The sequence below is a fragment of the Coprococcus sp. AF51-11b1 genome (assembly GCF_027682785.1).
Taxonomy (GTDB): domain Bacteria; phylum Bacillota; class Clostridia; order Lachnospirales; family Lachnospiraceae; genus Allocoprococcus; species Allocoprococcus comes.
Genome location: NZ_JAQCZB010000006.1, coordinates 123,312 through 146,164 on the forward strand (window position 1 = coordinate 123,312; position 22,853 = coordinate 146,164).

Genomic DNA, 22,853 nt, shown 5'->3' on the forward strand with positions numbered 1-22,853 from the left:
AAAGGATATGCGGCAGTAGATTGTGATAATCAGATTGATATGGTCAATCGTGAAAAAGTAGAAGATTTTTGCAAAGCAGCAGAGAAAGAAGAACAGGCAGCAGTAGATATTGTTGTTGTATTTGATGAAGGGGAAATTATACAATATCATTTAGAGTCAATGAATGGAAAGATAAATGTTCGATTATGTCAGGTTAAATGGAAGGATAATAGCCCACAGGCTAATTATTATGATGAATATGAAGCATATGAGTGGAAATATACAGAAAAAGGATACTTGTTTCTGGAGGAATATCACCCACCGGGATTTGATGGAGCACCGGGTGAAACTGGATTCAGAGTGCAGCCATTAGATAAAACATGCCGAGAATTGAATCGAAAATATGTTATGCCGTTGGGGTATGCACTTAATAATCTGTTGATTACAAATTGGGATAACCAGAATTATACGGAACTTGATTTTTATGATCTTTATGAAAAAATGTATTATATGAAATATGGAAAGCAAGTTCCATATGAAGCAAATTATGGTGGAGCAGAATATGAAGTTCCAAAAGATGAGTTTGAAGAGGTTATAAAGACCTATTTACCATTTAGTAATAGCGAGATTGAAAAAGGAACTTTTTATAACTCTGATAATAGAACTTTTAGATACAGACCGCGAGGGTTATATGATTGTGAATTCCCATATGAGCCATATCCGGAAGTTATCTCATATGAAAAATTACAAGATGGAACATTAAAACTTACGATAGAAGCAGTATGGGAAATCAGAATGTTAGATCAGGCAATCACCAGTGAATTGATGATAAAACCTATGGAAGACGGAAGTTTCCAGTATTTATCAAATAAGGTAATCAAGTCAGATCAAAATGCAAATGCAGGGTGGTATATGCCAAGGTTAACAGAAGAAGAGTGGGAAGAGAATTACAGTAATAATTAGGGGGCAATATGAAAAGAAAAAGTATTTTGTTAGTACTTTGTATAGGAATGATTCTGACTTCCTGTGAAAGTAAGATATCGTTAAACAGCACAGATGTAAAAAATGAGAAGAATCAGAAAAACACTACCATGGAAAATCCGGATAAGGGATATAATCTACCAATCGATGAAGACAAGAAAAAGGAAGCTGTGAACGATTGTGAAGAAATTATGGGCATTATCCGAGATATTTATTCTGAATATAATGGAATACAAGAAGCAGATCAGAACACTGCTGAGCAAATGATGAATCGGATGAAAGAAATTATCAAACAAAATGGGAATCCGGTCATTGGTTCCGATCATTATTCTGTTATGGATAATTATCAGAAGATGGAACAATTTTTAAAATCTGCAGAACAAGAAGAAAAAGGAAGTGTAATTTTATATGAAGCAGATACAGATGGTGGAATTACCAGAAAAGAATATAGTTATGATGGAAAAGAAATGAGTGTGATGTCCGCAAAAATGATCTGGAGTGAGGATACAGAGCCTGTACTTACATACATATCGCTATCAAAAATAAAAGAATGGGCATATACTGAAAATGGGAATTTCTGTTATGAATTATGCGTACCTGAACCACCGGAAGTGACAGAGATTGTAGATGGAAGTTGTATTATCCGGGTAAAGCCTTTGAGTGAGGAGTGTCGGGAATATTCAAAAAAATATGTGAGTACGTTCGGCTATCAGGGAAACAATCTGTTATGTTCAAACTGGAATGCGGAGGATATGCAGGGGTTGGATTATAATGGACTTTATGAATATTTTTATCAAATGAAATATGGAGAAAAATTTACTGCAGAAAAAGAGGTTGTGGGAATTCCAGCAGAAGAGTTCGAAAATGTAATTATGACATATCTTCCTGTTACAAAAGAAGAATTGAAAGAATGGGCGGTCTACGATGAACAAAGTAATATGTTTATCTGGGAACGATTGGGATGTGGTAATTATTCACCAACACATTTTGGCTTGTCTTTACCGGAAGTAACAGAAGTCAGGCACAATGAAGATGGAACCATTGTTTTGACAATTCATGCAGTATGTGATTCTGTTGTATGTAATGATGTTGTTATTACACACGAACTTACGATGAAAATTCAGGATGATGGAACGATTCAGTATGTTGGAAACAGGATTTTAGATAATGGTATTGATAATATACCGAGGTATCAGTACCGGTTAGGTAATTTGCAGAATTGATCAGTAGAGAAGAATGAAATAAAGAGAACTGATAACGGGAAATTATGCTATCAGTTCTCTTTATTTATTTCCAAATACCAAGATTAGAAAGTACAGATTCTGTTATTTCGGTAGCCTGACTTCCAGTTGCACCAGAAGAGGATTGAATATTTGTTGCGAAGTAGTAAGTATTATTCGCTGTTTCAATGTATCCGATAAACCAGCCATTGACATCTTTACCATTGACACGCCCAGTTCCTGTTTTCCCGTAAAGAGAACCGGAAGAAGTAGTGGAAAGCAGCAGGGCTTTTTTTACTGCCTGGATATTTTTACTGTCAAAATGAAAATTATTTTGATAGAAATCCTGTAACAATTCCACCTGTTCTATGGGTGATATCTTCAGAGAGAAATCTGTCCAATAGAGATTTAGATTTGTTCCAGTATTCTGATTCCCATAGTTTATTGTCTGTAAAAATGTTCTTACGGCTTCAAAACCTGCCTGTGAATCAATTGCCTGAAAATACCAGTTTACGGAATTATGTATAGCCGAGGTTAAATCTTGATCGGCTTCCCATGAATTAAAAGGATATGGTTCTCCATTCCATGTGAAAGTGGAATGTTCTGGTGTAATAATTCCAGATTCCAAGCCAAGTAATGCATCATATATTTTATAAGTCGAATTCGGTGATACACGTGTGGAAGCATGCTCCATATTATAAATATTCCATTTATCAGCAGACTGATCATATAAAACAAAACTTCCAGTGTAGTCCCCAAAATTGGAAGAAAGATTTAGCTGAGTAATATTCTTTTCGGTTGTGTCAAAATGATACCCAGTCTGATCAGAAGCATAAACAGAAAGTATGGGAATGCATCCAATGATGATAGTAGAGACGAATATGCATATAAGATATCCACGAATTTTTTGTTTAAAAGTAGGTTGGTGGAATGATGCAATATTTAAAATGCGTCCTTTTAACTGTTTTATATTTCCACTAATTCCCATAGTAAGAGGGAATGGAGACAGAGCTATTGTTTCGGCAAAGTTAATCAGTGTATTTCCATATGACTTGTATTCTGTTTCTTTCAATAATTGTAATACAGCACTGTCGCAGGCAAGTTCCCGTTCCTGTCGTATTCTTTTTAGAAAATACCAGATTAGGGGATTGAACCAGTAGAAAACATTTACTGTATTTATCAAATATCCAATTAGAATATCTTTATGCTTGTAGTGCTGCAGTTCATGAAGAAGCATATAGCGAATATCAGTTGCGCTTATAGTTCCAGCGTTAAAATCTGAAATCAAATGAATTGGAAGATAAATGCGAGGATGCAGGAAACCAGCCAAAACAGGAGATTTCAAAAATGCTGTACTATAAATCGGAATGGTATGCTTGCTGTTCACTTCGTTTAAACATTCTATATAAAGAGCGTTTAGTTCTTCATTTTGAAGAGGTAAAGCAGAACTATGTAAGGCTTTTACTTGTTTTACTGAGCGGTAGAGAAGAAAAAACATTATGAATATACCGATACTCCAGAAAAATACAAGTAATGTGTGAATAAAAGTTGGTATTTGGGTGCTGACAGAGACAGCAAAATCATTTATTTTATCCAAATTATAACCATTACCAGAAAGAAAAGTGGTTTGAATGTCACCATTGGTACTTGAACTGGCTGTCAGCAAATGGCTCCACGATATAGAAGATGGGGCAGAGCTTATTGGTAAAAAGGGAACAATTAGAACGGCAAGAAATATAATCGAAAGATTATATTGCATACGTGCGGATAATTGCCTTTGCAATAAATTTTTTAATCCCAGTAAACTACCTAAAAAAATACAAATGATGGCATTACACAGTAAAAATCGAAAACTAAAATATATCAAAATATGCTCCTCCTCCCATGGTTAATGATTGGAAAGAAGATTCCGTAAGCTGGCAATGTCTTCTTCAGACAATTTATCATCCTCAATGTAAGAGGCAAGCATAGAAGTGATATTACCATTATAATATCGTTTTAAAAAAGAATTACTTTCCTGCCGAATATATTCGTCTTCTTTGACCAATGGAGTATAGACAAAAACCCGGCTTTGTTTTTCGTAGGTTAGTGCTTTTTTAGAAACGAGACGTTTAATCAATGTCTGAATTGTTTTAGGACTCCAACGGGAAATTTGTGTTAATTTTTCAGTAATTTCATTGGTGCTGATTGGTGCATATTTCCAAACGATTTTCATAACTTCAAATTCGGCTTCTGAAATTTGAGGCAGATTGCTCATGTGATATTCCTCCAAATCTTACAAATGTAATAAAAATATTATATATCTTAAAAGGTTATTCTGTCAACGAAATAAAAACTTGACTTTAAATCTTACAGATGTAATAATAGATAAAAATTACACTTGTAAGATTTGGAATATGAAAGGTTTTTATAAAATGGGAAGGGTAGTTGTTGTAACATTTGATGAAAATGAGGAAGAAAAATTAAATGAATTATTACATTTTCTGTCTGCTAAAAAATACTCTGAGATGCCTGGTAAACAAAATAGGGTACTTGATTACGGAGCATTAAAAATAAATGCGGAATATCGTTCTGTAGAAAGTAATGGTGAGCTGGTTCAATTGACGAATTATGAATTTGAAATATTATATTTGCTGGCAAAAAATCCAGGACGGATATTTTCAAAGGAACAAATATATACACAGGTGTGGAAAGAACCATATTATGGGGCAGAAGATAATGTTATGGGCATAATTCGGAGAATCAGAAAAAAGATTGAGCCAGATTCTGCAAAACCAAGATACATTTTAAATGTATGGGGTATGGGATATAAATTTAATGGTGAATTGATGAAATGATGAAATATAAAATTGGGCATAATAAGTAAAGATACCAAAAAAAGCAGGAGAAATTTTTATGGAAAATGATATTTGGAATGAAATATCCTCTTTTTTGAACCAGTTGCGTTGTGAGAATATAAACAGAGAAAGTTATATCTATTTCCAAGAACTTGCAAATATTCAGTTGAAGAAGAAAATGGAAAAAGAAAAGGTGAATAAACTTCTCGATCATATAAGTTATGAGGACAGGGAGAAGTTGAAGCAATATGGAGAAATTTTGGAAGAAGAAGCGTTTGTGTCAGAACAAAGGGCATATTGTCAAGGATATGTAGATTGTATTCAGTTATTGGCTGGTTTAGGACTCTTGAAAAAATCGACGGATATGGAAAAAATAATTAGCGAGATGAAAAGCAATTAAGTGTGTCGTGGAGGGAAATGTAGTATTTGATAGATAATAGGATGTTCGTAAAGAAGAAACAGTTATGTTATATCAAGTTGTAATGATATAGCATAACTGTTTTTAACATATGGTAATAGTATTTATTCCACTAATTTTAAATATCGGTAATTATCAGCTATTTATCGGTATTTTACAAGTTTTATTTTGTATCATTAGTAGTGTCTACGTTAGAAATAAAAGGATTAGAATCTAGCAGAGCTGTCGTAGTTGCAAGAATTACCTGTAACTGATAATCATTGCACTGATTTAAGAGCCGAAGAATCTGATCATATGTAGAATTATTTTTATTCTGATTTGGATAAACGTAGTCATCAGCAGAAATATTTAAAGTCTGCATGGTTTTACAAAATAATTCCAGACTGGGACCGCCTTTATGGCGTTCGAGGTCTCCAAGATAAGCCGCCGATATTCCGAGTTTTTCAGCAAGAGCTTCTTGTGTTAAATGCATTTCCATACGCCCTTGTTTTACTAAAGTGGCAAATAATGTTTTTGGAATATCCATGTTTGTATACCTCCATAAACTTAGTGTATTACCCTAAATTTGAAAAGTGAAAAGGGTGTAATATTAGAAAAAACACAGGGTATTACCCGATGAATGAGAAAGCATACAAATCTCTTTCGGTTAAAAAAAACAGATTCCGAAAGAGCAGTATTTGTATGCTTATTTTCTTTTCCGGAATCTAACCGGAGAAAATATGGTTCTTAGCAAGAGTTCAGCTAAAAAATTCTGTTCAACAGAAGGTATTCAATTAAAAAAATCTCAACAATTTCATTAGTAAATGTTGGAATTGAAACTAGGGTAAGAGCCAATAATGAATCCAGGGTAATAAAATATCGAATTAAATGCGTCCATAGGAGTGAAATCTGTCAGGGCGTTTTTTGTTACCTAAATATTGAGAATGAGCAATTCAAAATAAGGTCGATTGTTCGTATTCGTGCCCCGCCTACTGATCTGAATTCAAAAAAATTCAGATTGGAGGAAAGGTCATGGAAGGCAGACAGCCTAAAAGAAGAAAAGATAAATATAACCCATATGAAATCTATGAGAAGGACGGAAAATATTATGTTTCATTTCGTAATGGTGAAAAAGAGTACAAGGATTTGGAAATAGGAAAGAATGTATATGAAGCTTTTAATACGTTTGAATTGCAGGATGTGTCGCATATGAATGTTGTGGACAGGCATTTGGAACAGTCAGAAATCTGGGATTCCAGTTTATATGAACGGGTATTTCAGAAAGAGGAAGGTGTAGAGGATACTGTTCTGAATAAACTGGAAGCGGAACGTTTACATAGTGCAATTCAGCAGTTGTCGGAAATTCAGAGAAGACGATTGATGAAGTATTATTTTGAAGATAAGAATTATGAGCAGATTGCACAGGAAGAAGGCTGCTCTTTTCAGATGGTAGCAAAGTCTGTAAAAGCAGCAATCAGAAATTTGAAAAAGATTTTGAGATAGTGGGTTGAAAAATAGCGTTTAAGTGAGGAAACAGGTGGAAAGAGAAATATTTTGATCCACCTGTTTCTTCTTTTGTCACGAAAAGACTGGGGAGCGGGAAGAACCTTGACAAATTCATATACATTCATCAGGCACATTCCTGTTGTTATCGTGATGAGCGTAAGCCACATTAACAAATACGCCATAACACAGGCTGGGTAAAGACAGCGAAATCCCACCCGTATACTTCCTTTTGGTTTCAGTTTGTATTACCCGGACTGTTGAGCGAAAAATATCTGGTTATAACTGTCAGATTGCTTCTGGCAGGGCGATGACAGACAACAGGCATAATGATACTCCTGTCCGGTCATAAAGTCGTGTATACAAAATATTTCTTTGATGCCGCAACAAGTGAGGGCAGCTTCAGGAGATCCCTGGAGAGGAAAACTCCCAATCCCATATATTTATTTTAGATAAAATCCTGTGGAGCTGATTAGCAGTCAGCCGTCTGATGATTTCCCAATTACAAGTCGGGGCGTCGGGGACAAATAGGCTTGTATTTTACATATTTAGGGATAACAACAGTTAGAAAGACGAGAGGAGATATAGCAAAGATGGAAGATAGAAACGTCAGGCGTGGGGATATTTATCACGCCGACCTTGATCCTGTATTTGGAAGTGAGCAGGGCGGTTATCGTCCGGTGCTGGTGATTCAGAATAATATAGGAAATCAATACAGTCCGACAGTGATCGTGGCAGCAATTACAAGTAAAGAAAAAATGAAACTGCCGACACACATTGCAGTCCCGGAAATGGAAGGTTTGGAAAAGGATTCTGTAGTGCTGTTGGAGCAGCTTAGAACTTTAGATAAAAGACGGTTGGAAAATTATGTGTGTACCTTAGATCGTACTGAAATGGAGAAAATCAATAAAGCAATCCGAAGAAGTACCGGGATACCGAAGATAATTGAAAAACCGTTAGTCGTGAGCTTGTGCAGAGTATGTGCAGGCAATTTTTATGAGGTGCCGGGACGTTATATCCGGCGGGTGAATCCGGAGCAGCGATATAAGGAATTATGTATGTTCTGCAATGTCCGGAATGGGTACGACTATTATATAGGAAGAAAGAACAAGTAACACGTAAAAGTCAAGTGTGCGATTTGAAAATTCGCACATTGGACGATGTAGACGAAAATGGATATCTTAGTGGTGTACCGTTTTTAGATGTTACACAGCTAAAAACTACCGGTAGTAAAGCGCAAAGATTAGGACGAGGAGGATAACGTCATGGCAATGATAGAGAATGAAATGGAAAAGAAAGTATATAAAGTAGAAGATGTTCAAAATTTGCTTGGGCTGGGACGCTCCAAGGCATATGAATTTATAGAAAATGTTTATTATGACAGAAAACCATTCCGGGTGTTGAAGATTGGCAGATCTTATCGTATCCCATGCAATTCTTTTGATAAGTGGCTGAATGGAGACGAGGAGAGAGAAAGAGTGAGAGCAGAATGAAACAGAAAGAAACGCAGCAGGAGACAATGTCAAAGGAAAAGAGAGTTGTCTTTTTTGAAGGAAAATCATGGTATCACAGAACCAAAGAGCTGCAGGACGATCTGACGACAAAATATGGGAAAAAAGGTGGCTTTGAAACGCCGGAAGAAGCAGAGAAAAGTTACTGGGAATATGAAAAAAGATACCAGAAGAAGCAGAGAAATCTCCAGATTGCAAAAATGCAAAAGACAGATGTGATGCTTGGGGATTATCTGGAATACTGGTTTGAAAATATTTTCAGTCCGAGAATTGAGACAACCACGAGAATGGTTGGAGCATATACCTTATATAATCTGATTCTTCCGAGTATGGAAGCGGATATCAAATTAAAATACATTTCAGTAGAGTATTTAGATGCTCTACTGGAACGTGTCGCAAAAATCTGTCCTTCAGCGGGAAATAAAGGGCGGGAGCTTTTGAGCATCGCCATGAAAGATGCAGCAGGAGATAAGTTCATAAGCTATAATCCAATGCCTGAGACAAAGCCATATCCGAGAGCAAAACCAAAGGTAAGGGTATTAAGCAAAGAAAAATTGAAAGTTTTTCTTGAAGCTGCGAGCAAGAATCCTTGGTATCTGGAAATTTTACTGGGACTGTTTTGTGGGTTACGAAAAGGAGAAATTCTTGGATTGAAATTTCAGGATTTTGATTTTGAAAAACAGACCGTCAGAATTAGCAGACAGCTTGTTGGAAACCTGAAACTGAAAGAAAAAGAATTTACGGTTACGGAATATGCTGTTATTGAAAGGAATCCAAAGACTGAGAACAGCTACCGGATATTGAGAGTGCCAAAAGTGGTGATGCAGGAAGTAAAACGCAGACAGCAGTTGATTGAATTGCGAAAAACTGATCCGGGCATAGAATACAAGAATTTTGATTATGTATGTTGTCAGGAAAATGGCGAACCCCGATCATTAACGGCAATGAATCAGGCACTTACGAAAATCTGTAACAGAAATGGATTGGCAAATATCACCGTACATGGACTCAGACATATGTTTGCGACCATTTTAATTGAGCTTGGAGTTCCATTGTTTAAAATATCTGGTCTGTTAGGTCATAGTTCCGTTCATACGACTTACGAATATTATTGTGAGATTATGGACGAGCAGGATAAGATTATTGCATTTGTAAATAATACATTTGTACCACAACGAACGGGAACGGAGGGATAGCCATGCATAAGACCTTTGATTTTAAGAAATATGTAGAATATAAGGTTTATTCGGTGACGACAATCAAAAAAGGATATGGATTTCGCGTGTTGCTGACGTTTGCAGATGAAAGTACAAAGACACAGCAACATGCGGGATTCACAACCAAAAGAGAAGCTAATGCATTTCGTGATGAAGTAATCGGACAGCTACATACCGGAACCTATATTGTGTATGGAAAAATCCGGGTAGAGGAGTTTATGATCTTCTGGCTGGAAGATATTATGCGTCCCCGGATAACAGACGATACTTATACAACTTACAAAAGTTCCATTAAGAATTATATTGTTCCACAGCTTGGAAAAATGTATATGTCTACACTGAATCAGGGGTATATCAGAAAATTATATAATGCAGTTGCAGAGAAGTATGAATCGGTTGCGAAAAATGTCAGGACGATCATGAAAACATCATTGGAGTATGCATTTAACAAAAATGTATTGGCAACAAATCCTGCGAAGGGAATCAATTTACCGAAGAAAATAAAAAAGACAGAGTATCGTGTCCTGAAAATTGACGAGAAGAAAACATTGACACTTCCGCAGGTGCTTCGGTTGATTGAGGCAAGCAAGGAGACACCGATTCATATGCAGATTTTATTTGCGGTATTGATGGGACTCAGAAGAAGTGAAATAAATGGTCTGAAATACAGTGATGTCGATTACATTCACAGGACGTTGAGAGTAGAGCGTCAGTTGGGAAAGAAGCCAAACAGTAAAGCAGAAGATTGTGCACCTAAGATGCTGACAAAGCAGGAAATTAAAACAAAAACACCTGCTGGTGTGCGTGAACTTCCAATACCGGATTATGTATTTGAAGCCATTCTAGAAGAACGGAAAACTTATGAGAAGAACCGCAGACGCAGACCAAAAGAGTTCCGGGACTGGAATTATATTTGTTGTTCTACATATGGGAATCCAAGGAGTAAAGGCTTTCATCAGAAATACTATAAAGACTTGTTGAAATCCTTGGATTTGCCTGATATTCATTTTCACCAGTTGAGAAATACCTATGCAACTATTTTGCTGAAGAATAGCTTTAATTCAAAAGGTGTTTCGCATTTATTGGGACATGCCAAGGAAATCATATCAGTAGATGTCTATGGAGATACGCAGGAAATCATAGAAGACTGTCTGGATGTATTGGAACCATTTATTGAAGAAGTTATTCCAAAAGAGCGGAAAGATCAGTATTATGATTATTCAGAAGTGATTGAAATAGACTTAATCCTGGAGGAATATTTCAACGCAGCATGATAAAAAATAGAATAGTAGTAAGAGAGAAAAGTACAAATAAGAATCGAACATTTGTGCTTTTTCTTACCTTCATCTATATACTTTCAAAAAAATGTCTGATATAATAGGGACTGTTACAAGAACAAACAGTAAAAATATGACAGAATCGGAGCCTGGTATCATCAGGTATTTCCGAGTGTTGTTTTATCCGCAAAAATCAGTTTTGTGACTTTTATTCGTAACGAGGTGAAAAAGACATCTATTCACCATAAAATAAGCTTTTCGTTACGAATCTGGATACGAATTTTTGGCTGATAATGATCATAGTAAAAGTCACAAATGGAGGGATTTACCATGAATGAGTTCAAATTAAAAGCCCCATATAAGCCAACCGGAGACCAGCCACAGGCGATAGCAGAGCTTGTGAAAGGGTTCAAGGAAGGCAATCAATGCCAGACTTTACTAGGGGTTACGGGTTCTGGAAAGACTTTTACGATGGCAAATGTGATTCAGCAATTACAGAAGCCGACGCTTGTCATTGCTCATAATAAGACGTTAGCAGCTCAGTTGTACGGAGAGTTCAAGGAGATGTTCCCTGAGAACGCAGTGGAATATTTTGTCTCCTACTACGACTACTACCAGCCGGAAGCTTATGTTCCGTCATCCGACACTTACATTGCCAAGGACTCTGCCATCAACGATGAGATCGACAAGCTCCGCCACTCTGCGACAGCAGCGCTTTCTGAGCGGAATGATGTTATCATTGTGGCAAGTGTGTCCTGCATTTACGGACTGGGTTCGCCGATTGATTACAAGGAGATGGTGATTTCACTTAGACCGGGCATGATCAAAGACAGGGATGAAGTTCTGAAGAAGTTGGTTGAGATCCAGTATGACCGCAATGATATGGATTTCAAGCGTGGAACGTTCCGGGTGCGAGGAGATGTGGTTGAGATTTTCCCAGCGTATTCGGAAAAAATTGCATACAGAGTTGAATTTTTCGGTGATGAGATAGACAGAATAACAGAGATTGATACATTGACCGGTGAAGTGTTGAATGTGATCGGGCATGTGGCAATTTTCCCGGCATCTCATTATGTAGTGTCCAAGGAGAATATGGAGCGTGCCATCGGGGAAATTGAAAAAGAACTGGAGCAGCAGATCCGTTATTTTAAAGGGGAAGATAAGCTTCTGGAAGCACAGCGTATTTCTGAGAGAACGAATTTTGATATAGAAATGATGCGAGAGACAGGATTTTGTTCCGGAATTGAAAACTATTCGAGGCATCTGACCGGGCAGAAAGCAGGGGAGCCGCCATGTACATTGATTGACTATTTTCCGGATGATTTTCTGATCATGATCGACGAGTCGCATAAGACGATTCCACAGATTGGAGCCATGTATCACGGCGATCAGTCGAGAAAGACAACATTGGTAGATTATGGATTCCGTCTGCCATCGGCAAAGGATAACAGACCGCTCAGCTTTGGGGAATTTGAAAGTAAGATTGACCAGGTACTGTTTGTATCGGCGACACCGGGAGAGTACGAGGAGTCTCATGAACTGCTGCGGGCAGAGCAGGTAATCCGACCGACAGGTCTTCTGGATCCGGAAGTAGAAGTGCGTCCGATCGAAGGACAGATTGATGATCTGATCAGTGAGGTAAATAAAGAAACAGCGAAGAAGAATAAGGTACTGATCACAACGCTGACAAAGCGTATGGCGGAAGATCTGACCGATTATATGCGGGAGCTTGGCATTCGTGTGAAATATTTACATTCGGATATTGATACTCTGGAAAGGACAGAGATCATCCGGGATATGCGTTTGGATGTATTTGATGTACTGGTTGGAATTAACCTGCTTCGAGAAGGTCTGGATATTCCGGAGATCACACTGGTAGCGATTCTGGATGCGGACAAAGAAGGTTTTCTGCGTTCGGAAACTTCACTGATCCAGACCATTGGTCGTGCGGCGAGAAATGCAGAGGGGCATGTTATCATGTATGCGGATAACATGACGGATTCGATGCGGATGGCGATTGATGAGACGATGCGCCGTCGTGAGATTCAGATGAAATACAATGAAGAACATGGAATCACGCCACAGACGATCAAGAAGTCGGTGCGTGATCTGATCAGTATTTCAAAGAAGGTTGCAGCAGAAGAGATGAAGCTGGAAAAAGATCCGGAATCCATGAGTGTGGCAGAGCTGGAGAAGCTGGTCAAGAAGCTGGAAAAGCAGATGAAGAAAGCGGCAGCAGAGCTGAATTTCGAGGCGGCAGCAGAGCTGCGGGATAAGCTGATCGAGCTGAAAAAGCATTTGAATGAGATGGAGTAAAGCGAAGAGATAGAAGAGGAAGAACAGATGGCAGAAGAAAAGAAAGAACTGATAAAGATCAGAGGTGCGAACGAGCACAATCTGAAGAATCTTGATGTAGATATTCCGAGAAACAAACTGGTAGTACTGACCGGTCTCAGTGGTTCCGGCAAATCATCCCTTGCATTTGATACAATTTATGCAGAGGGACAAAGACGATATATGGAATCTCTGTCTTCTTACGCAAGACAGTTCCTTGGGCAGATGGAGAAACCGAATGTAGAAAGTATTGAAGGGCTTTCACCGGCGATTTCCATCGACCAGAAGTCTACGAACCGCAATCCGAGATCCACAGTCGGAACCGTGACGGAGATTTACGATTATTTTCGACTGCTGTATGCAAGAATCGGGATTCCGCATTGTCCGAAGTGTGGAAGAGAGATCAAGAAGCAGACGGCAGATGAGATGACCGATCAGATCATGGCACTTCCGGAAGGAACAAAGATCCAGCTGATGGCACCGGTTGTGCGGGGGAGAAAGGGAACCCATGTCAAGCTTCTGGACAGAGCAAAGAAAAGCGGTTATGTCCGTGTAAGGATTGACGGAAATATGTATGAGCTTTCCGAAGGAATCACATTGGACAAGAATATCAAACATAATATTGAGATTGTTGTAGACCGTCTGGTTGTCAGGCCGGGGATTGAAAAAAGACTTGCAGATTCCATAGAAAGTGTATTAAGTCTTGCGGAGGGGCTTCTGGTCGTGGATGTGATCGGAGGGGAACCGTTGAATTTCAGTCAGAATTTTGCCTGCCCGGACTGCGGAATCAGTATTGATGAGATCGAGCCGAGAAGCTTTTCATTTAACAATCCATTTGGTGCCTGCCCGGTATGTTTCGGACTCGGATATAAAATGGAGTTTGATGAAGACCTGATGATTCCCGACAAATCACTCAGCATCAATAAAGGAGCAATCGTGGTGGCAGGATGGCAGTCCTGTACCGATAAGAGCAGTTTTACTCACGCGATTCTGGAAGCGCTCTGCAAGGAATATCATTTTGACCTGGATACGCCGTTTGAACAGTATCCGAAGGAAATCCAGGATATTTTACTGCGTGGGACTAATGGAAAAGAAGTCAAGGTCTATTATAAAGGACAACGCGGGGAAGGGATCTATGACGTTGCATTTGATGGACTGATCCGAAATGTGGAGCGAAGATACCGTGAGACAGGATCGGAGACTATGAAAGCGGAATATGAGAGTTTTATGCAGATCACACCTTGCCGAGAATGTGGCGGACAGCGACTGAAAAAGGGCGCGCTTGCGGTAACGGTCGGAGATAAAAATATTTCAGAAGTAACAGCAATGTCGATTGAACGGCTTCAGCGGTTTATCAGCAGTCTGGAATTGTCAAAAACGCAGCAAATGATCGGTGGACAGATATTAAAAGAGATCAAAGCGCGCCTGCAGTTCCTTCTGGATGTAGGTCTGGAATATCTGACACTTGCCCGTGCAACAGGAACTCTTTCCGGTGGAGAAGCACAGAGAATCCGGCTTGCGACGCAGATCGGTTCCGGTCTTGTGGGGGTGGCTTATATTCTGGATGAGCCAAGTATCGGCCTGCACCAGAGAGATAATGACAAACTTCTCGCAACACTCAAGCATCTCCGTGATCTCGGAAATACACTGATTGTAGTTGAGCATGATGAAGATACCATGCTTGCGGCAGATCAGGTAATCGACATCGGACCGGGAGCCGGAGAACACGGTGGAGAGCTGGTTGCCCAGGGAACGGCACAGGAGATCATGAAAGTAGAACGGTCGATCACAGGTGCATATTTAAGCGGAAAGATCAAGATTCCGGTTCCGGTAACCCGCGCAGTTCCGACCGGCTGGATCAAAGTTGTAGGTGCAGCAGAGAACAACCTGAAAAATATTGACGTGAAGTTCCCACTTGGTGTGATGACCTGTGTAACCGGCGTATCAGGTTCCGGTAAGAGTTCATTGGTGAATGAAATCCTTTACAAGAGTATGGCGAAAAAGCTAAACCGTGCCCGTGTGATTCCTGGAAAGCATAAGCGGATTGAAGGACTGGAAATGCTGGACAAAGTGATCGACATTGACCAGTCTCCAATCGGAAGGACGCCAAGATCCAATCCGGCGACATATACCGGAGTATTCGACCTGATCCGGGATCTGTTTGCGGCAACCGCGGATGCGAAGGCAAAAGGCTATAAAAAAGGAAGATTCAGCTTTAACGTCAAGGGCGGACGCTGTGAAGCGTGTAGCGGAGATGGAATCATCAAGATCGAGATGCATTTCCTTCCGGATGTATATGTGCCGTGTGAGGTATGCGGCGGAAAACGCTACAACCGTGAGACGCTGGAGGTAAAATATAAAGGAAAAAGCATTTATGATGTTCTGAATATGACGGTAGAAGAGGCGCTTCATTTCTTTGAAAATGTACCGAGTATCCGTAGAAAAATGGAGACACTTTACGATGTAGGACTTTCTTATATTCGTCTTGGCCAGCCGTCTACAACCCTTTCCGGCGGTGAAGCACAGCGGATCAAGCTTGCAACTGAACTGAGCCGGAGAAGCACTGGGAAGACAGTGTACATTCTGGACGAACCGACAACCGGACTTCATTTTGCAGATGTGCACAAGTTGACGGAAATCCTGCGCAGACTCGCGGCAGATGGCAATACGGTTATAGTGATCGAACATAACCTGGATGTGATCAAGACAGCAGATTATATTATCGATATCGGACCGGAAGGCGGTGACAAGGGGGGCACAGTTGTTGCGTGCGGTACACCGGAAGAAGTGGCAGAAAACCCGAATTCATATACAGGAAAATACATCAAAATGATGCTGGACAGAAAATGATACAGAAATCTTAAAAAATCCTGAACTTGAAAAAAAGACTTTCTATTTATTAAAGATTTGATTATAATAAGGTGAGTATGTGAAAGGGGAATCGTGATGTCAATAGATTTAGGAATTGATTTAGGAACAGCAAGTATCCTCGTTTATGTGAAAGGAAAGGGAGTTGTACTGAAAGAACCTTCAGTCGTTGCCTTTGACAGAGATACCAATATGATAAAAGCAATCGGTGAAGAAGCAAGGCTGATGCTTGGAAGGACACCGGGGAACATTGTTGCGGTAAGACCTCTCAGACAGGGCGTTATTTCCGATTACATTGTCACAGAAAAAATGATCAAATATTTTGTTCAGAAAGCACTGGGGAAGCGTACATTTAAGAAGCCGAATATCAGTATCTGTGTGCCAAGCGGTGTTACAGAGGTTGAAAAAAAGGCGGTAGAAGAGGCTGCTTTTGCAGCCGGTGCGCGGGAAGTACATTTGATTGAGGAACCGGTTGCAGCGGCAATCGGAGCCGGAATAGATATTTCAAAACCATGCGGCAACATGATCGTGGATATCGGTGGTGGTACATCCGACATTGCGGTGATTTCCCTTGGAGGAACTGTTGTGAATACATCATTAAAAGTTGCAGGTGATGATTTTGATGAAGCAATCGTCCGTTATGTCCGGAAAAAGCACAATCTGCTGATCGGAGACAGGACAGCAGAAGATATCAAGATCAAGATCGGAACGACATATCCTCTTGTAGAAGATGAATCAATGGAAGTAAGGGGACGAAACCTGGTAACAGGATTGCCAAAGACGGTCACGGTAACGGCTTCTGAGACCGAAGAAGCACTGCATGAGACTACAAGTCAGATCGTCGAAGCGGTCATTGGGGTTCTGGAGAAAACACCACCGGAACTTTCCGCGGATATTCTGGATCGTGGAATTGTACTGACAGGTGGAGGTGCGCTGCTTCGCGGGCTGGAAGAACTGATCGAAGAAAGGACAGGCATCAATACGATGACAGCGGAAGATCCGATGAAGGTTGTTGCAATCGGTACCGGTCAGTATGTGGAGTTTATGAACGGAAAAAAAGATTTCTAGTGATAAGCACATGAGAAGGCTGTTTCTGTAGAGAGACAGCCTTTTTAAAAAGGAAAAAAGTATGGAAACAGTAAAAGGTTACGTAGAACACATTGTATTTCGCAATGAAGACAATGGATATACCGTATTTAATTTGAATAATGATGATGGCGATCTGACCTGTGTCGGAAACTTTAACTATTTATCAGAGGGAGAGCTGGTTGAGGTGAACGGAGAATATGTGGTTCACAGTGTATATGGAACACAGCTCCGAGTGCTGAGTTATGAGATCAAAGCACCGGAAGATCTGCTTTCGATTGAACGCTATCTGGGATCAGGGGCGATCAAAGGGGTTGGTGCATCTCTTGCCGGCAGGATTGTGAAAAAATTCAGGGAAGACACCTTCCGGATCATCGAAGAAGAACCAGAAAGACTTGCGGAGGTGCGTGGGATCAGCGAACGTATGGCAAGAGAGATCGCTGTACAGGTAGAAGAGAAAAAAGATATGCGGAAGGCAATGATCTATCTTCAGAAATTTGGGATTTCGACGACACTTGCAGCAAAGATTTATCAGTTTTACGGTCCGAAGACCTATCAGGTACTGGAAGGAAATCCATACCAGCTTGCAGATCAGATTCAGGGGATCGGATTTAAGATCGCTGATGAAATCGCAACGAAGATCGGCATTCATTCAGACTCGGATTTCCGTATCCGGAGTGGTATTTTTTATACCTTACAGCAGAGTGTTGCCGAAGGGCATGTCTATCTGACAAAGGACGTGTTGCTTCGTCGGGCATCTGCACTTCTGGAAGTGGAGATTAAGGATATTGAGAAATACCTGATGGATCTGTCGATGGAAAAGAAGATCGTACTCAAAGAATCTGAAGAAGGTCTGCGGGTATACGTGTCCCACTTCTATTATCTGGAACTCAATACCGCGAAAATGCTGCATGATCTGAATCTGGAATATGAAGAAGCCAATGTAGTGATCGAAAAAAAGATCCATCAGATTGAAAAAGAAGCCGAAATGCAGCTTGATGAGAAGCAGGAAAATGCGGTCATGGCGGCTGTGCGGAATGGAATTATGATTCTCACAGGAGGTCCTGGAACCGGAAAAACGACGACGATCAATGCCATGATCGAATATTTTCACAGTGAGAATATGGAAATTATGCTGGCAGCACCAACCGGGCGTGCCGCAAAAAGAATGACAGAGGCAACCGGATGGGAAGCGCAGACGATCCACCGGCTTCTGGAGGTGAACGGTAATCCGGAGGAGGATGAGAACCCGAGCCGGAACGGATTTGCAAGAAATGCAGACAATCCACTGGAAACCGACGTGATCATCATCGATGAGATGTCTATGGTAGACCTGCCTCTGATGAATGCACTTCTTACCGCAATTGTACCGGGGACAAGGCTGATCCTGGTAGGGGACTGTAACCAGCTTCCATCAGTAGGCCCGGGAAGTATTTTGAAGGATCTCATCGCATCGGAATGTTTTCCGGTTGTCATGCTGACCCGGATTTTCCGACAGGCACAGGAGAGTGATATTGTGGTAAATGCACATAAGATCAACCGGGGAGAACCGGTCCTTTTGGATAATAAGAGCCGGGATTTCTTCTTCTTGAAAAGACAGGATCCGAATGTGATCATCAGTGTTCTGCTGACACTGATCCAGAAGAAACTTCCCAAATATGTCAATGCAAAACCATATGATATCCAGGTACTCACACCGATGCGGAAAGGACTGCTGGGAGTGGAAAGGCTGAATAGTATTTTGCAGGAGTATTTGAATCCACCGGAGCCGGGAAAAGCGGAAAAAGAATATGGCGATCACAAATTCCGCGTGGGCGACAAGGTGATGCAGATCAAGAATAACTATCAGCTTGAATGGGAGATCACAACCAAGTATGGACTGACGGTGGATAAAGGGATGGGGATTTTTAATGGCGATATGGGAATTGTTACCGAGATCAATACATATACTGAAACACTGGAAGTTGAATACGATGAAAAGAGAAAAGTAAAGTATCCGTTTGAATTGCTGGAAGAACTGGAGCTTGCCTATGCGATCACCATTCACAAGTCGCAGGGAAGCGAATATCCGGCGGTTGTCATCCCTCTTCTGAGCGGACCGAGACAGCTGTTTCACAGGAATCTTCTTTACACGGCAATCACAAGAGCCAGAAAATGTGTGACAATTGTCGGAAATGACCAGACCTTCCAGGAGATGATCCGGAATACCAATGAACACAACCGGAATACCAGTCTGGCAGAACGGATCCGGGAGTTCTGCGGATAGTTATACAGAAAATGTAGAAAATCAAATCCGAAAAGCGGATGGAAAACTTAAAAAAGGTCAAAGAAACAATTCTGGAACTAATTTATCCCTCAAAATGTCCGTTTTGTGGAGAAATTGTAAGTGCAGGAAAGAAACATTCTACGGAACACAATGGAATCTGCAAGGCGTGTCGTGAAAAACTTCCTTATATTGGTGAAGTAAGATGCATGTGCTGTGGAAAGCCTTTGACAGATCCGGCTGAAGAATATTGCTATGACTGTACCAGGCAGAAGCATCTTTTTGTTGATGGCAGAAGTCTCTGGGTGCATAAAGATGCAGTGGAAAATGCAGTTTATGCAATGAAATATCAGAACCGGAGGATTTACGGACAAACGTTCGGAAAAGAAATGGCAGAGCATTTTCTTTCTTATCTATGGGAAAGAAAGATCACCTTGATCGTGCCGGTTCCGCTGCATTCCCGGCGAAAAAGAAAGCGGGGATTTAATCAGGCAGAAATTGTAGCAAAGGTATTATCAGAAAATACCGGAATTGCCATGGATGCAGGTGCTGTTAAGAGAATTAAGGCGACTAGTCCTCAGAAAGAGCTGGGCGATAAAGGGAGAAAACGAAATATCAGGGGAGCATTTGCAGTGCAGAAAAATGTAAAAGGAGAAAATATCGTTTTGATCGACGACATTTATACGACAGGAAGTACCTTAGACGAGGCGGCGAGAGTGCTGAAAAAGGCAGGAGCCGAAAATGTATACTTTTTGACGGTAAGTATTGGACAAGGAATCTGATATTTGTTATACTGAAAGTAATGCATATACGAATAAAACGTATGAGGTGACAAAATGTTAAATGAAAGCAAAGTTAAGCTGATGACAAGGATGGCGATGTACGAAAGCAAACAGGGAGAGGAAGATTTTAAGATCAGTTCTTATTATAAGAAAGATTACCGGAGCTTTCACACCATTGCTACGATCATATGGGTCACGGTCGGTTATGCTGTTGCAGTGGGAATCGGAGTTATTGCTTTTCTGGATGAACTGATGGGAAATCTGAATATGCAGTTTCTTGTGATGCTTGCGGCAGCTGTGATAATTGGATATCTGGTACTTGTTATTTTTTATGGAATCGTTGCTTCCCATTTTTACGGAACCAAACATGAAAAAGCAAGAAAGCGTGTGAAACAATTCAATCACGATCTTACAAGACTGAACAGAATGTATGAAAGGGAGAAACGATAATGAATGATCTGATAGTATGGAGAGATAAATTACAGGAATTATACGCGATGAAATCAATCTATATTGATAAAGCTGTGCAGTTTGTTCTGGCACTGGTCACATTTCTTATGATCAACCAGAATATTGGACTGATGAAAGCGGTGGCGACACCGGTTGTAGCGGTGGCACTGGCAGTAATCTGCACCTTTCTTCCACCGGTTGTAACGGCGTATGTGGCGGCAGGACTTGTAATTGTGCATCTGTTCAAACTGTCTATAGGAGTGGCAGCGGCAGCGGCACTGATCTTTGTGGTAATGTTTATCTTTTACTGCAGATTTACTCCGAAAAAGGCACTTCTTCTGCTGGTCACACCGGTAGCATTTATGCTTCATGTTCCGTATGTGGTGCCGGTTGCCTGTGCGCTTGTACTTGGACCGATTTCAGCAGTACCGATTGTATTTGGAACGATCATTTACTATATGATCGAATGTGTGAGAACTTCGGCAACAGCAATCACCAGTGCAGATGGAATTACCAAGCAGATTTCGCTGTTTGTGAAGACGGTATTCCAGGATAAGACTCTGTGGATCACTGTGATCGCATTTATTATCTCTATTTTTGTGGTGTATACAGTGCGCCGGCTTTCGGTAGATCATGCGTGGAAAATCGCAGCAGCATCCGGTGCGGTTGTGAATATTGTTGTAATTGTGATCGGAGATATTGTATTCGATATACATACCTCTTATAATATGCTGATCATTGGAAATATTGCAGCAGTCGTGATTGGTTTTATCATGGAATTTTTCCTGTTCTCGGTGGATTATTCCAGAACAGAACGTCTTCAGTTTGAGGATGATGAATATTACTATTATGTAAAAGCCATCCCTAAGATTTCGGTGACAGCTCCGGAGAAGACGGTCAAACATATCAATGAGCGGAAAGAAACAGGTGAGATTGCGGGAACAGAGCCGGAGAGAAGACAGAGGTCGAAGAGTGGGCAGACGGAAAAACCGGCAGTACGCAAAACAAAAACGGTTTCTAAGGTAAAACGGCCAAAGAGTCCGGCAGTTCAGCGACCGACAAGAGTTGGGGGCAATACAGATGAAATCCTTCTTGCACAGAGCCTGAAGGAAGAACTGGATATTCAGAGCATTGTGGAAAATGAACTGAATAGCGATAACAAATAGGGAAATATTATAAAAAACAGGGGTATAAATAACGGATAGAAAAGGGGGTACACTGTTGAACACAGTATTAACACAGGTTTTAAAAAGATTTGTATCAGAATCGTGGTACTTCCCGCAGATCCGGGTAGTAGATGCTGTTGAGATACTGATTATTACATTTTTATTCTATCAGATTATTCTCTGGATAAAGAATACAAAAGCCTGGATGCTGCTGAGGGGGATTCTGGTTGTTGCATTGTTTATTCTGGTGGCTGCAGTTTTTAAAATGTATACGATTTTGTGGATTGCACAGAATTCACTTCCGGTCATGGCAACCGCAGTCGTGATCATTTTCCAGCCTGAGCTCAGAAGAGCATTGGAAAAACTGGGGGAAAAACAATTTGTTCCCAATATGGTAGCACTGGATAAAAGAGGAAAAGATAATGTACGTTTCAGCCAGAAAACGATTGATGGAATCGTAGAAGCATCCTTTGCGATGGGAGCAGTGAAGACAGGAGCACTTATCGTCGTAGAGCAGGCAATCATGCTGACAGAATACGAGAGCACCGGAATCGCGCTGGACTGTATTGTATCACCGCAGGTATTGATCAATATTTTTGAACACAACACACCACTTCATGATGGCGCGATCATTGTCCGTGGAGACAGGATCGTATCAGCGACCTGCTATCTTCCATTGTCAGACAATATGGGAATCAGTAAGGAGCTGGGGACCAGACATCGTGCAGCAGTCGGAATGAGTGAGGTGAGTGATGCTCTGATCGTCACCGTATCAGAAGAGACCGGGTATGTATCTGTAGCGATGGGCGGACAGCTTGTGCGCAATGTTACACCGGAATATCTGAAAAAACGTCTGGAATCTATCAGTAAGAAGAGTATGGAGATCGGACGTTTGAAAAAAATATGGAAAGGATGGAGATCGCATGAAAAGGGCGTTGACTAAAAACTGGGGTCTTAAGTTGTTGGCATTTGTATTCTCTGT

20 protein-coding genes are annotated in these 22,853 nt (G+C 40.6%); 17 read left to right on the forward strand and 3 right to left on the reverse strand.

Going from position 1 to position 22,853, the window contains the following annotated elements:
• Both PGY05_RS07685 and PGY05_RS07690 read left to right on the forward strand, forming a co-directional pair.
• Window positions 1-942 (forward strand): DUF6070 family protein (locus PGY05_RS07685; RefSeq protein WP_270206068.1); only part of this gene is annotated, 942 nt, incomplete at its 5' end.
• Between the two features lie 8 nt (window positions 943-950).
• Window positions 951-2,183, forward strand: coding sequence for a DUF6070 family protein (locus tag PGY05_RS07690; RefSeq protein ID WP_118452046.1), 1,233 nt, complete (start codon window positions 951-953; stop codon window positions 2,181-2,183).
• Window positions 2,184-2,247: 64 nt separating this feature from the next.
• Here the strand turns inward: PGY05_RS07690 and PGY05_RS07695 are convergent, their stop codons facing one another.
• On the reverse strand, window positions 2,248-4,047 hold the full coding sequence (locus tag PGY05_RS07695) for a BlaR1 family beta-lactam sensor/signal transducer (RefSeq protein WP_118452045.1): 1,800 nt from the start codon (window positions 4,045-4,047) through the stop codon (window positions 2,248-2,250).
• A 21-nt stretch (window positions 4,048-4,068) separates the two neighbouring features.
• Window positions 4,069-4,437, reverse strand: a complete 369-nt coding sequence (locus PGY05_RS07700; protein ID WP_005330465.1) for a BlaI/MecI/CopY family transcriptional regulator — start codon at window positions 4,435-4,437, stop codon at window positions 4,069-4,071.
• 139 nt (window positions 4,438-4,576) lie between these two features.
• Between PGY05_RS07700 and PGY05_RS07705 the strand changes: the two genes are divergently transcribed.
• Window positions 4,577-5,017 (forward strand): winged helix-turn-helix domain-containing protein, encoded by a 441-nt coding sequence (locus PGY05_RS07705; protein ID WP_021739063.1) that lies wholly within the window; start codon window positions 4,577-4,579, stop codon window positions 5,015-5,017.
• 58 nt (window positions 5,018-5,075) lie between these two features.
• Window positions 5,076-5,417: a hypothetical protein gene (locus PGY05_RS07710; RefSeq protein ID WP_006428643.1), complete on the forward strand. Its 342-nt coding sequence runs from the start codon at window positions 5,076-5,078 to the stop codon at window positions 5,415-5,417.
• Window positions 5,418-5,598: 181 nt separating this feature from the next.
• On the opposite strand, the gene PGY05_RS07715 is transcribed toward PGY05_RS07710, so the two are convergent.
• Window positions 5,599-5,961 (reverse strand): helix-turn-helix domain-containing protein, encoded by a 363-nt coding sequence (locus tag PGY05_RS07715; protein ID WP_006428642.1) that lies wholly within the window; start codon window positions 5,959-5,961, stop codon window positions 5,599-5,601.
• Window positions 5,962-6,446: 485 nt separating this feature from the next.
• Here PGY05_RS07715 and PGY05_RS07720 point away from each other — a divergent pair, with 485 nt between their 5' ends.
• The 13 genes from PGY05_RS07720 (at window position 6,447) to cdaA (ending at window position 22,814) form a co-directional block, all read left to right on the forward strand.
• Window positions 6,447-6,917 (forward strand): RNA polymerase sigma factor, encoded by a 471-nt coding sequence (locus PGY05_RS07720; RefSeq protein WP_064786979.1) that lies wholly within the window; start codon window positions 6,447-6,449, stop codon window positions 6,915-6,917.
• Window positions 6,918-7,510: 593 nt separating this feature from the next.
• Window positions 7,511-8,032 (forward strand): type II toxin-antitoxin system PemK/MazF family toxin, encoded by a 522-nt coding sequence (locus tag PGY05_RS07725; protein WP_009243963.1) that lies wholly within the window; start codon window positions 7,511-7,513, stop codon window positions 8,030-8,032.
• A gap of 150 nt (window positions 8,033-8,182) precedes the next feature.
• Window positions 8,183-8,410, forward strand: a complete 228-nt coding sequence (locus tag PGY05_RS07730; RefSeq protein WP_005337954.1) for a helix-turn-helix domain-containing protein — start codon at window positions 8,183-8,185, stop codon at window positions 8,408-8,410.
• A complete protein-coding gene (locus PGY05_RS07735; protein ID WP_055181881.1) occupies window positions 8,407-9,624 on the forward strand; it encodes a site-specific integrase in 1,218 nt (405 codons plus the stop codon). Before PGY05_RS07730 ends, PGY05_RS07735 begins: the two co-directional genes overlap by 4 nt.
• Before the next feature lie 2 nt (window positions 9,625-9,626).
• Window positions 9,627-10,919, forward strand: a complete 1,293-nt coding sequence (locus PGY05_RS07740; RefSeq protein ID WP_005337952.1) for a tyrosine-type recombinase/integrase — start codon at window positions 9,627-9,629, stop codon at window positions 10,917-10,919.
• A gap of 333 nt (window positions 10,920-11,252) precedes the next feature.
• On the forward strand, window positions 11,253-13,238 hold the full coding sequence (gene uvrB, locus PGY05_RS07745; RefSeq protein WP_270475630.1) for an excinuclease ABC subunit UvrB: 1,986 nt from the start codon (window positions 11,253-11,255) through the stop codon (window positions 13,236-13,238).
• A 27-nt stretch (window positions 13,239-13,265) separates the two neighbouring features.
• A complete protein-coding gene (gene uvrA / locus PGY05_RS07750) occupies window positions 13,266-16,106 on the forward strand; it encodes an excinuclease ABC subunit UvrA (protein WP_270205529.1) in 2,841 nt (946 codons plus the stop codon).
• Between the two features lie 96 nt (window positions 16,107-16,202).
• Window positions 16,203-17,192: a rod shape-determining protein gene (locus tag PGY05_RS07755; protein ID WP_195502326.1), complete on the forward strand. Its 990-nt coding sequence runs from the start codon at window positions 16,203-16,205 to the stop codon at window positions 17,190-17,192.
• Window positions 17,193-17,253: 61 nt separating this feature from the next.
• The gene (recD2, locus tag PGY05_RS07760; RefSeq protein WP_270205530.1) at window positions 17,254-19,476 is read left to right on the forward strand and encodes an SF1B family DNA helicase RecD2; all 2,223 of its coding nucleotides are present in this window, start codon (window positions 17,254-17,256) and stop codon (window positions 19,474-19,476) included.
• A gap of 38 nt (window positions 19,477-19,514) precedes the next feature.
• A complete protein-coding gene (locus tag PGY05_RS07765; protein ID WP_117823981.1) occupies window positions 19,515-20,255 on the forward strand; it encodes a ComF family protein in 741 nt (246 codons plus the stop codon).
• 54 nt (window positions 20,256-20,309) lie between these two features.
• The gene (locus PGY05_RS07770) at window positions 20,310-20,705 is read left to right on the forward strand and encodes a hypothetical protein (RefSeq protein WP_055157315.1); all 396 of its coding nucleotides are present in this window, start codon (window positions 20,310-20,312) and stop codon (window positions 20,703-20,705) included.
• Complete coding sequence (locus PGY05_RS07775) at window positions 20,705-21,871, forward strand: hypothetical protein (protein ID WP_270205531.1); 1,167 nt, start codon at window positions 20,705-20,707, stop codon at window positions 21,869-21,871. Before PGY05_RS07770 ends, PGY05_RS07775 begins: the two co-directional genes overlap by 1 nt.
• A gap of 55 nt (window positions 21,872-21,926) precedes the next feature.
• Window positions 21,927-22,814 carry a diadenylate cyclase CdaA gene (cdaA, locus tag PGY05_RS07780; RefSeq protein WP_175305997.1) on the forward strand — a complete coding sequence of 296 codons (888 nt, stop codon included), beginning with the start codon at window positions 21,927-21,929 and terminating at the stop codon, window positions 22,812-22,814.
• Window positions 22,815-22,853 lie beyond the last annotated feature (39 nt).

Coding starts and splice junctions, on each gene's coding strand:
- PGY05_RS07770 (WP_055157315.1), top strand. CDS start 20,310: ATGTTAAATGAAAGCAAAGTTAAGCTGATGACAAGGATGGCGATGTAC.
- recD2 (WP_270205530.1), top strand. CDS start 17,254: ATGGAAACAGTAAAAGGTTACGTAGAACACATTGTATTTCGCAATGAA.
- PGY05_RS07690 (WP_118452046.1), top strand. CDS start 951: ATGAAAAGAAAAAGTATTTTGTTAGTACTTTGTATAGGAATGATTCTG.
- PGY05_RS07730 (WP_005337954.1), top strand. CDS start 8,183: ATGGCAATGATAGAGAATGAAATGGAAAAGAAAGTATATAAAGTAGAA.
- PGY05_RS07710 (WP_006428643.1), top strand. CDS start 5,076: ATGGAAAATGATATTTGGAATGAAATATCCTCTTTTTTGAACCAGTTG.
- PGY05_RS07705 (WP_021739063.1), top strand. CDS start 4,577: ATGAAAGGTTTTTATAAAATGGGAAGGGTAGTTGTTGTAACATTTGAT.
- PGY05_RS07740 (WP_005337952.1), top strand. CDS start 9,627: ATGCATAAGACCTTTGATTTTAAGAAATATGTAGAATATAAGGTTTAT.
- uvrA (WP_270205529.1), top strand. CDS start 13,266: ATGGCAGAAGAAAAGAAAGAACTGATAAAGATCAGAGGTGCGAACGAG.
- PGY05_RS07765 (WP_117823981.1), top strand. CDS start 19,515: ATGGAAAACTTAAAAAAGGTCAAAGAAACAATTCTGGAACTAATTTAT.
- PGY05_RS07735 (WP_055181881.1), top strand. CDS start 8,407: ATGAAACAGAAAGAAACGCAGCAGGAGACAATGTCAAAGGAAAAGAGA.
- PGY05_RS07715 (WP_006428642.1), bottom strand. CDS start 5,961: ATGGATATTCCAAAAACATTATTTGCCACTTTAGTAAAACAAGGGCGT.
- PGY05_RS07755 (WP_195502326.1), top strand. CDS start 16,203: ATGTCAATAGATTTAGGAATTGATTTAGGAACAGCAAGTATCCTCGTT.
- uvrB (WP_270475630.1), top strand. CDS start 11,253: ATGAATGAGTTCAAATTAAAAGCCCCATATAAGCCAACCGGAGACCAG.
- PGY05_RS07700 (WP_005330465.1), bottom strand. CDS start 4,437: ATGAGCAATCTGCCTCAAATTTCAGAAGCCGAATTTGAAGTTATGAAA.
- PGY05_RS07720 (WP_064786979.1), top strand. CDS start 6,447: ATGGAAGGCAGACAGCCTAAAAGAAGAAAAGATAAATATAACCCATAT.
- PGY05_RS07775 (WP_270205531.1), top strand. CDS start 20,705: ATGAATGATCTGATAGTATGGAGAGATAAATTACAGGAATTATACGCG.
- PGY05_RS07725 (WP_009243963.1), top strand. CDS start 7,511: ATGGAAGATAGAAACGTCAGGCGTGGGGATATTTATCACGCCGACCTT.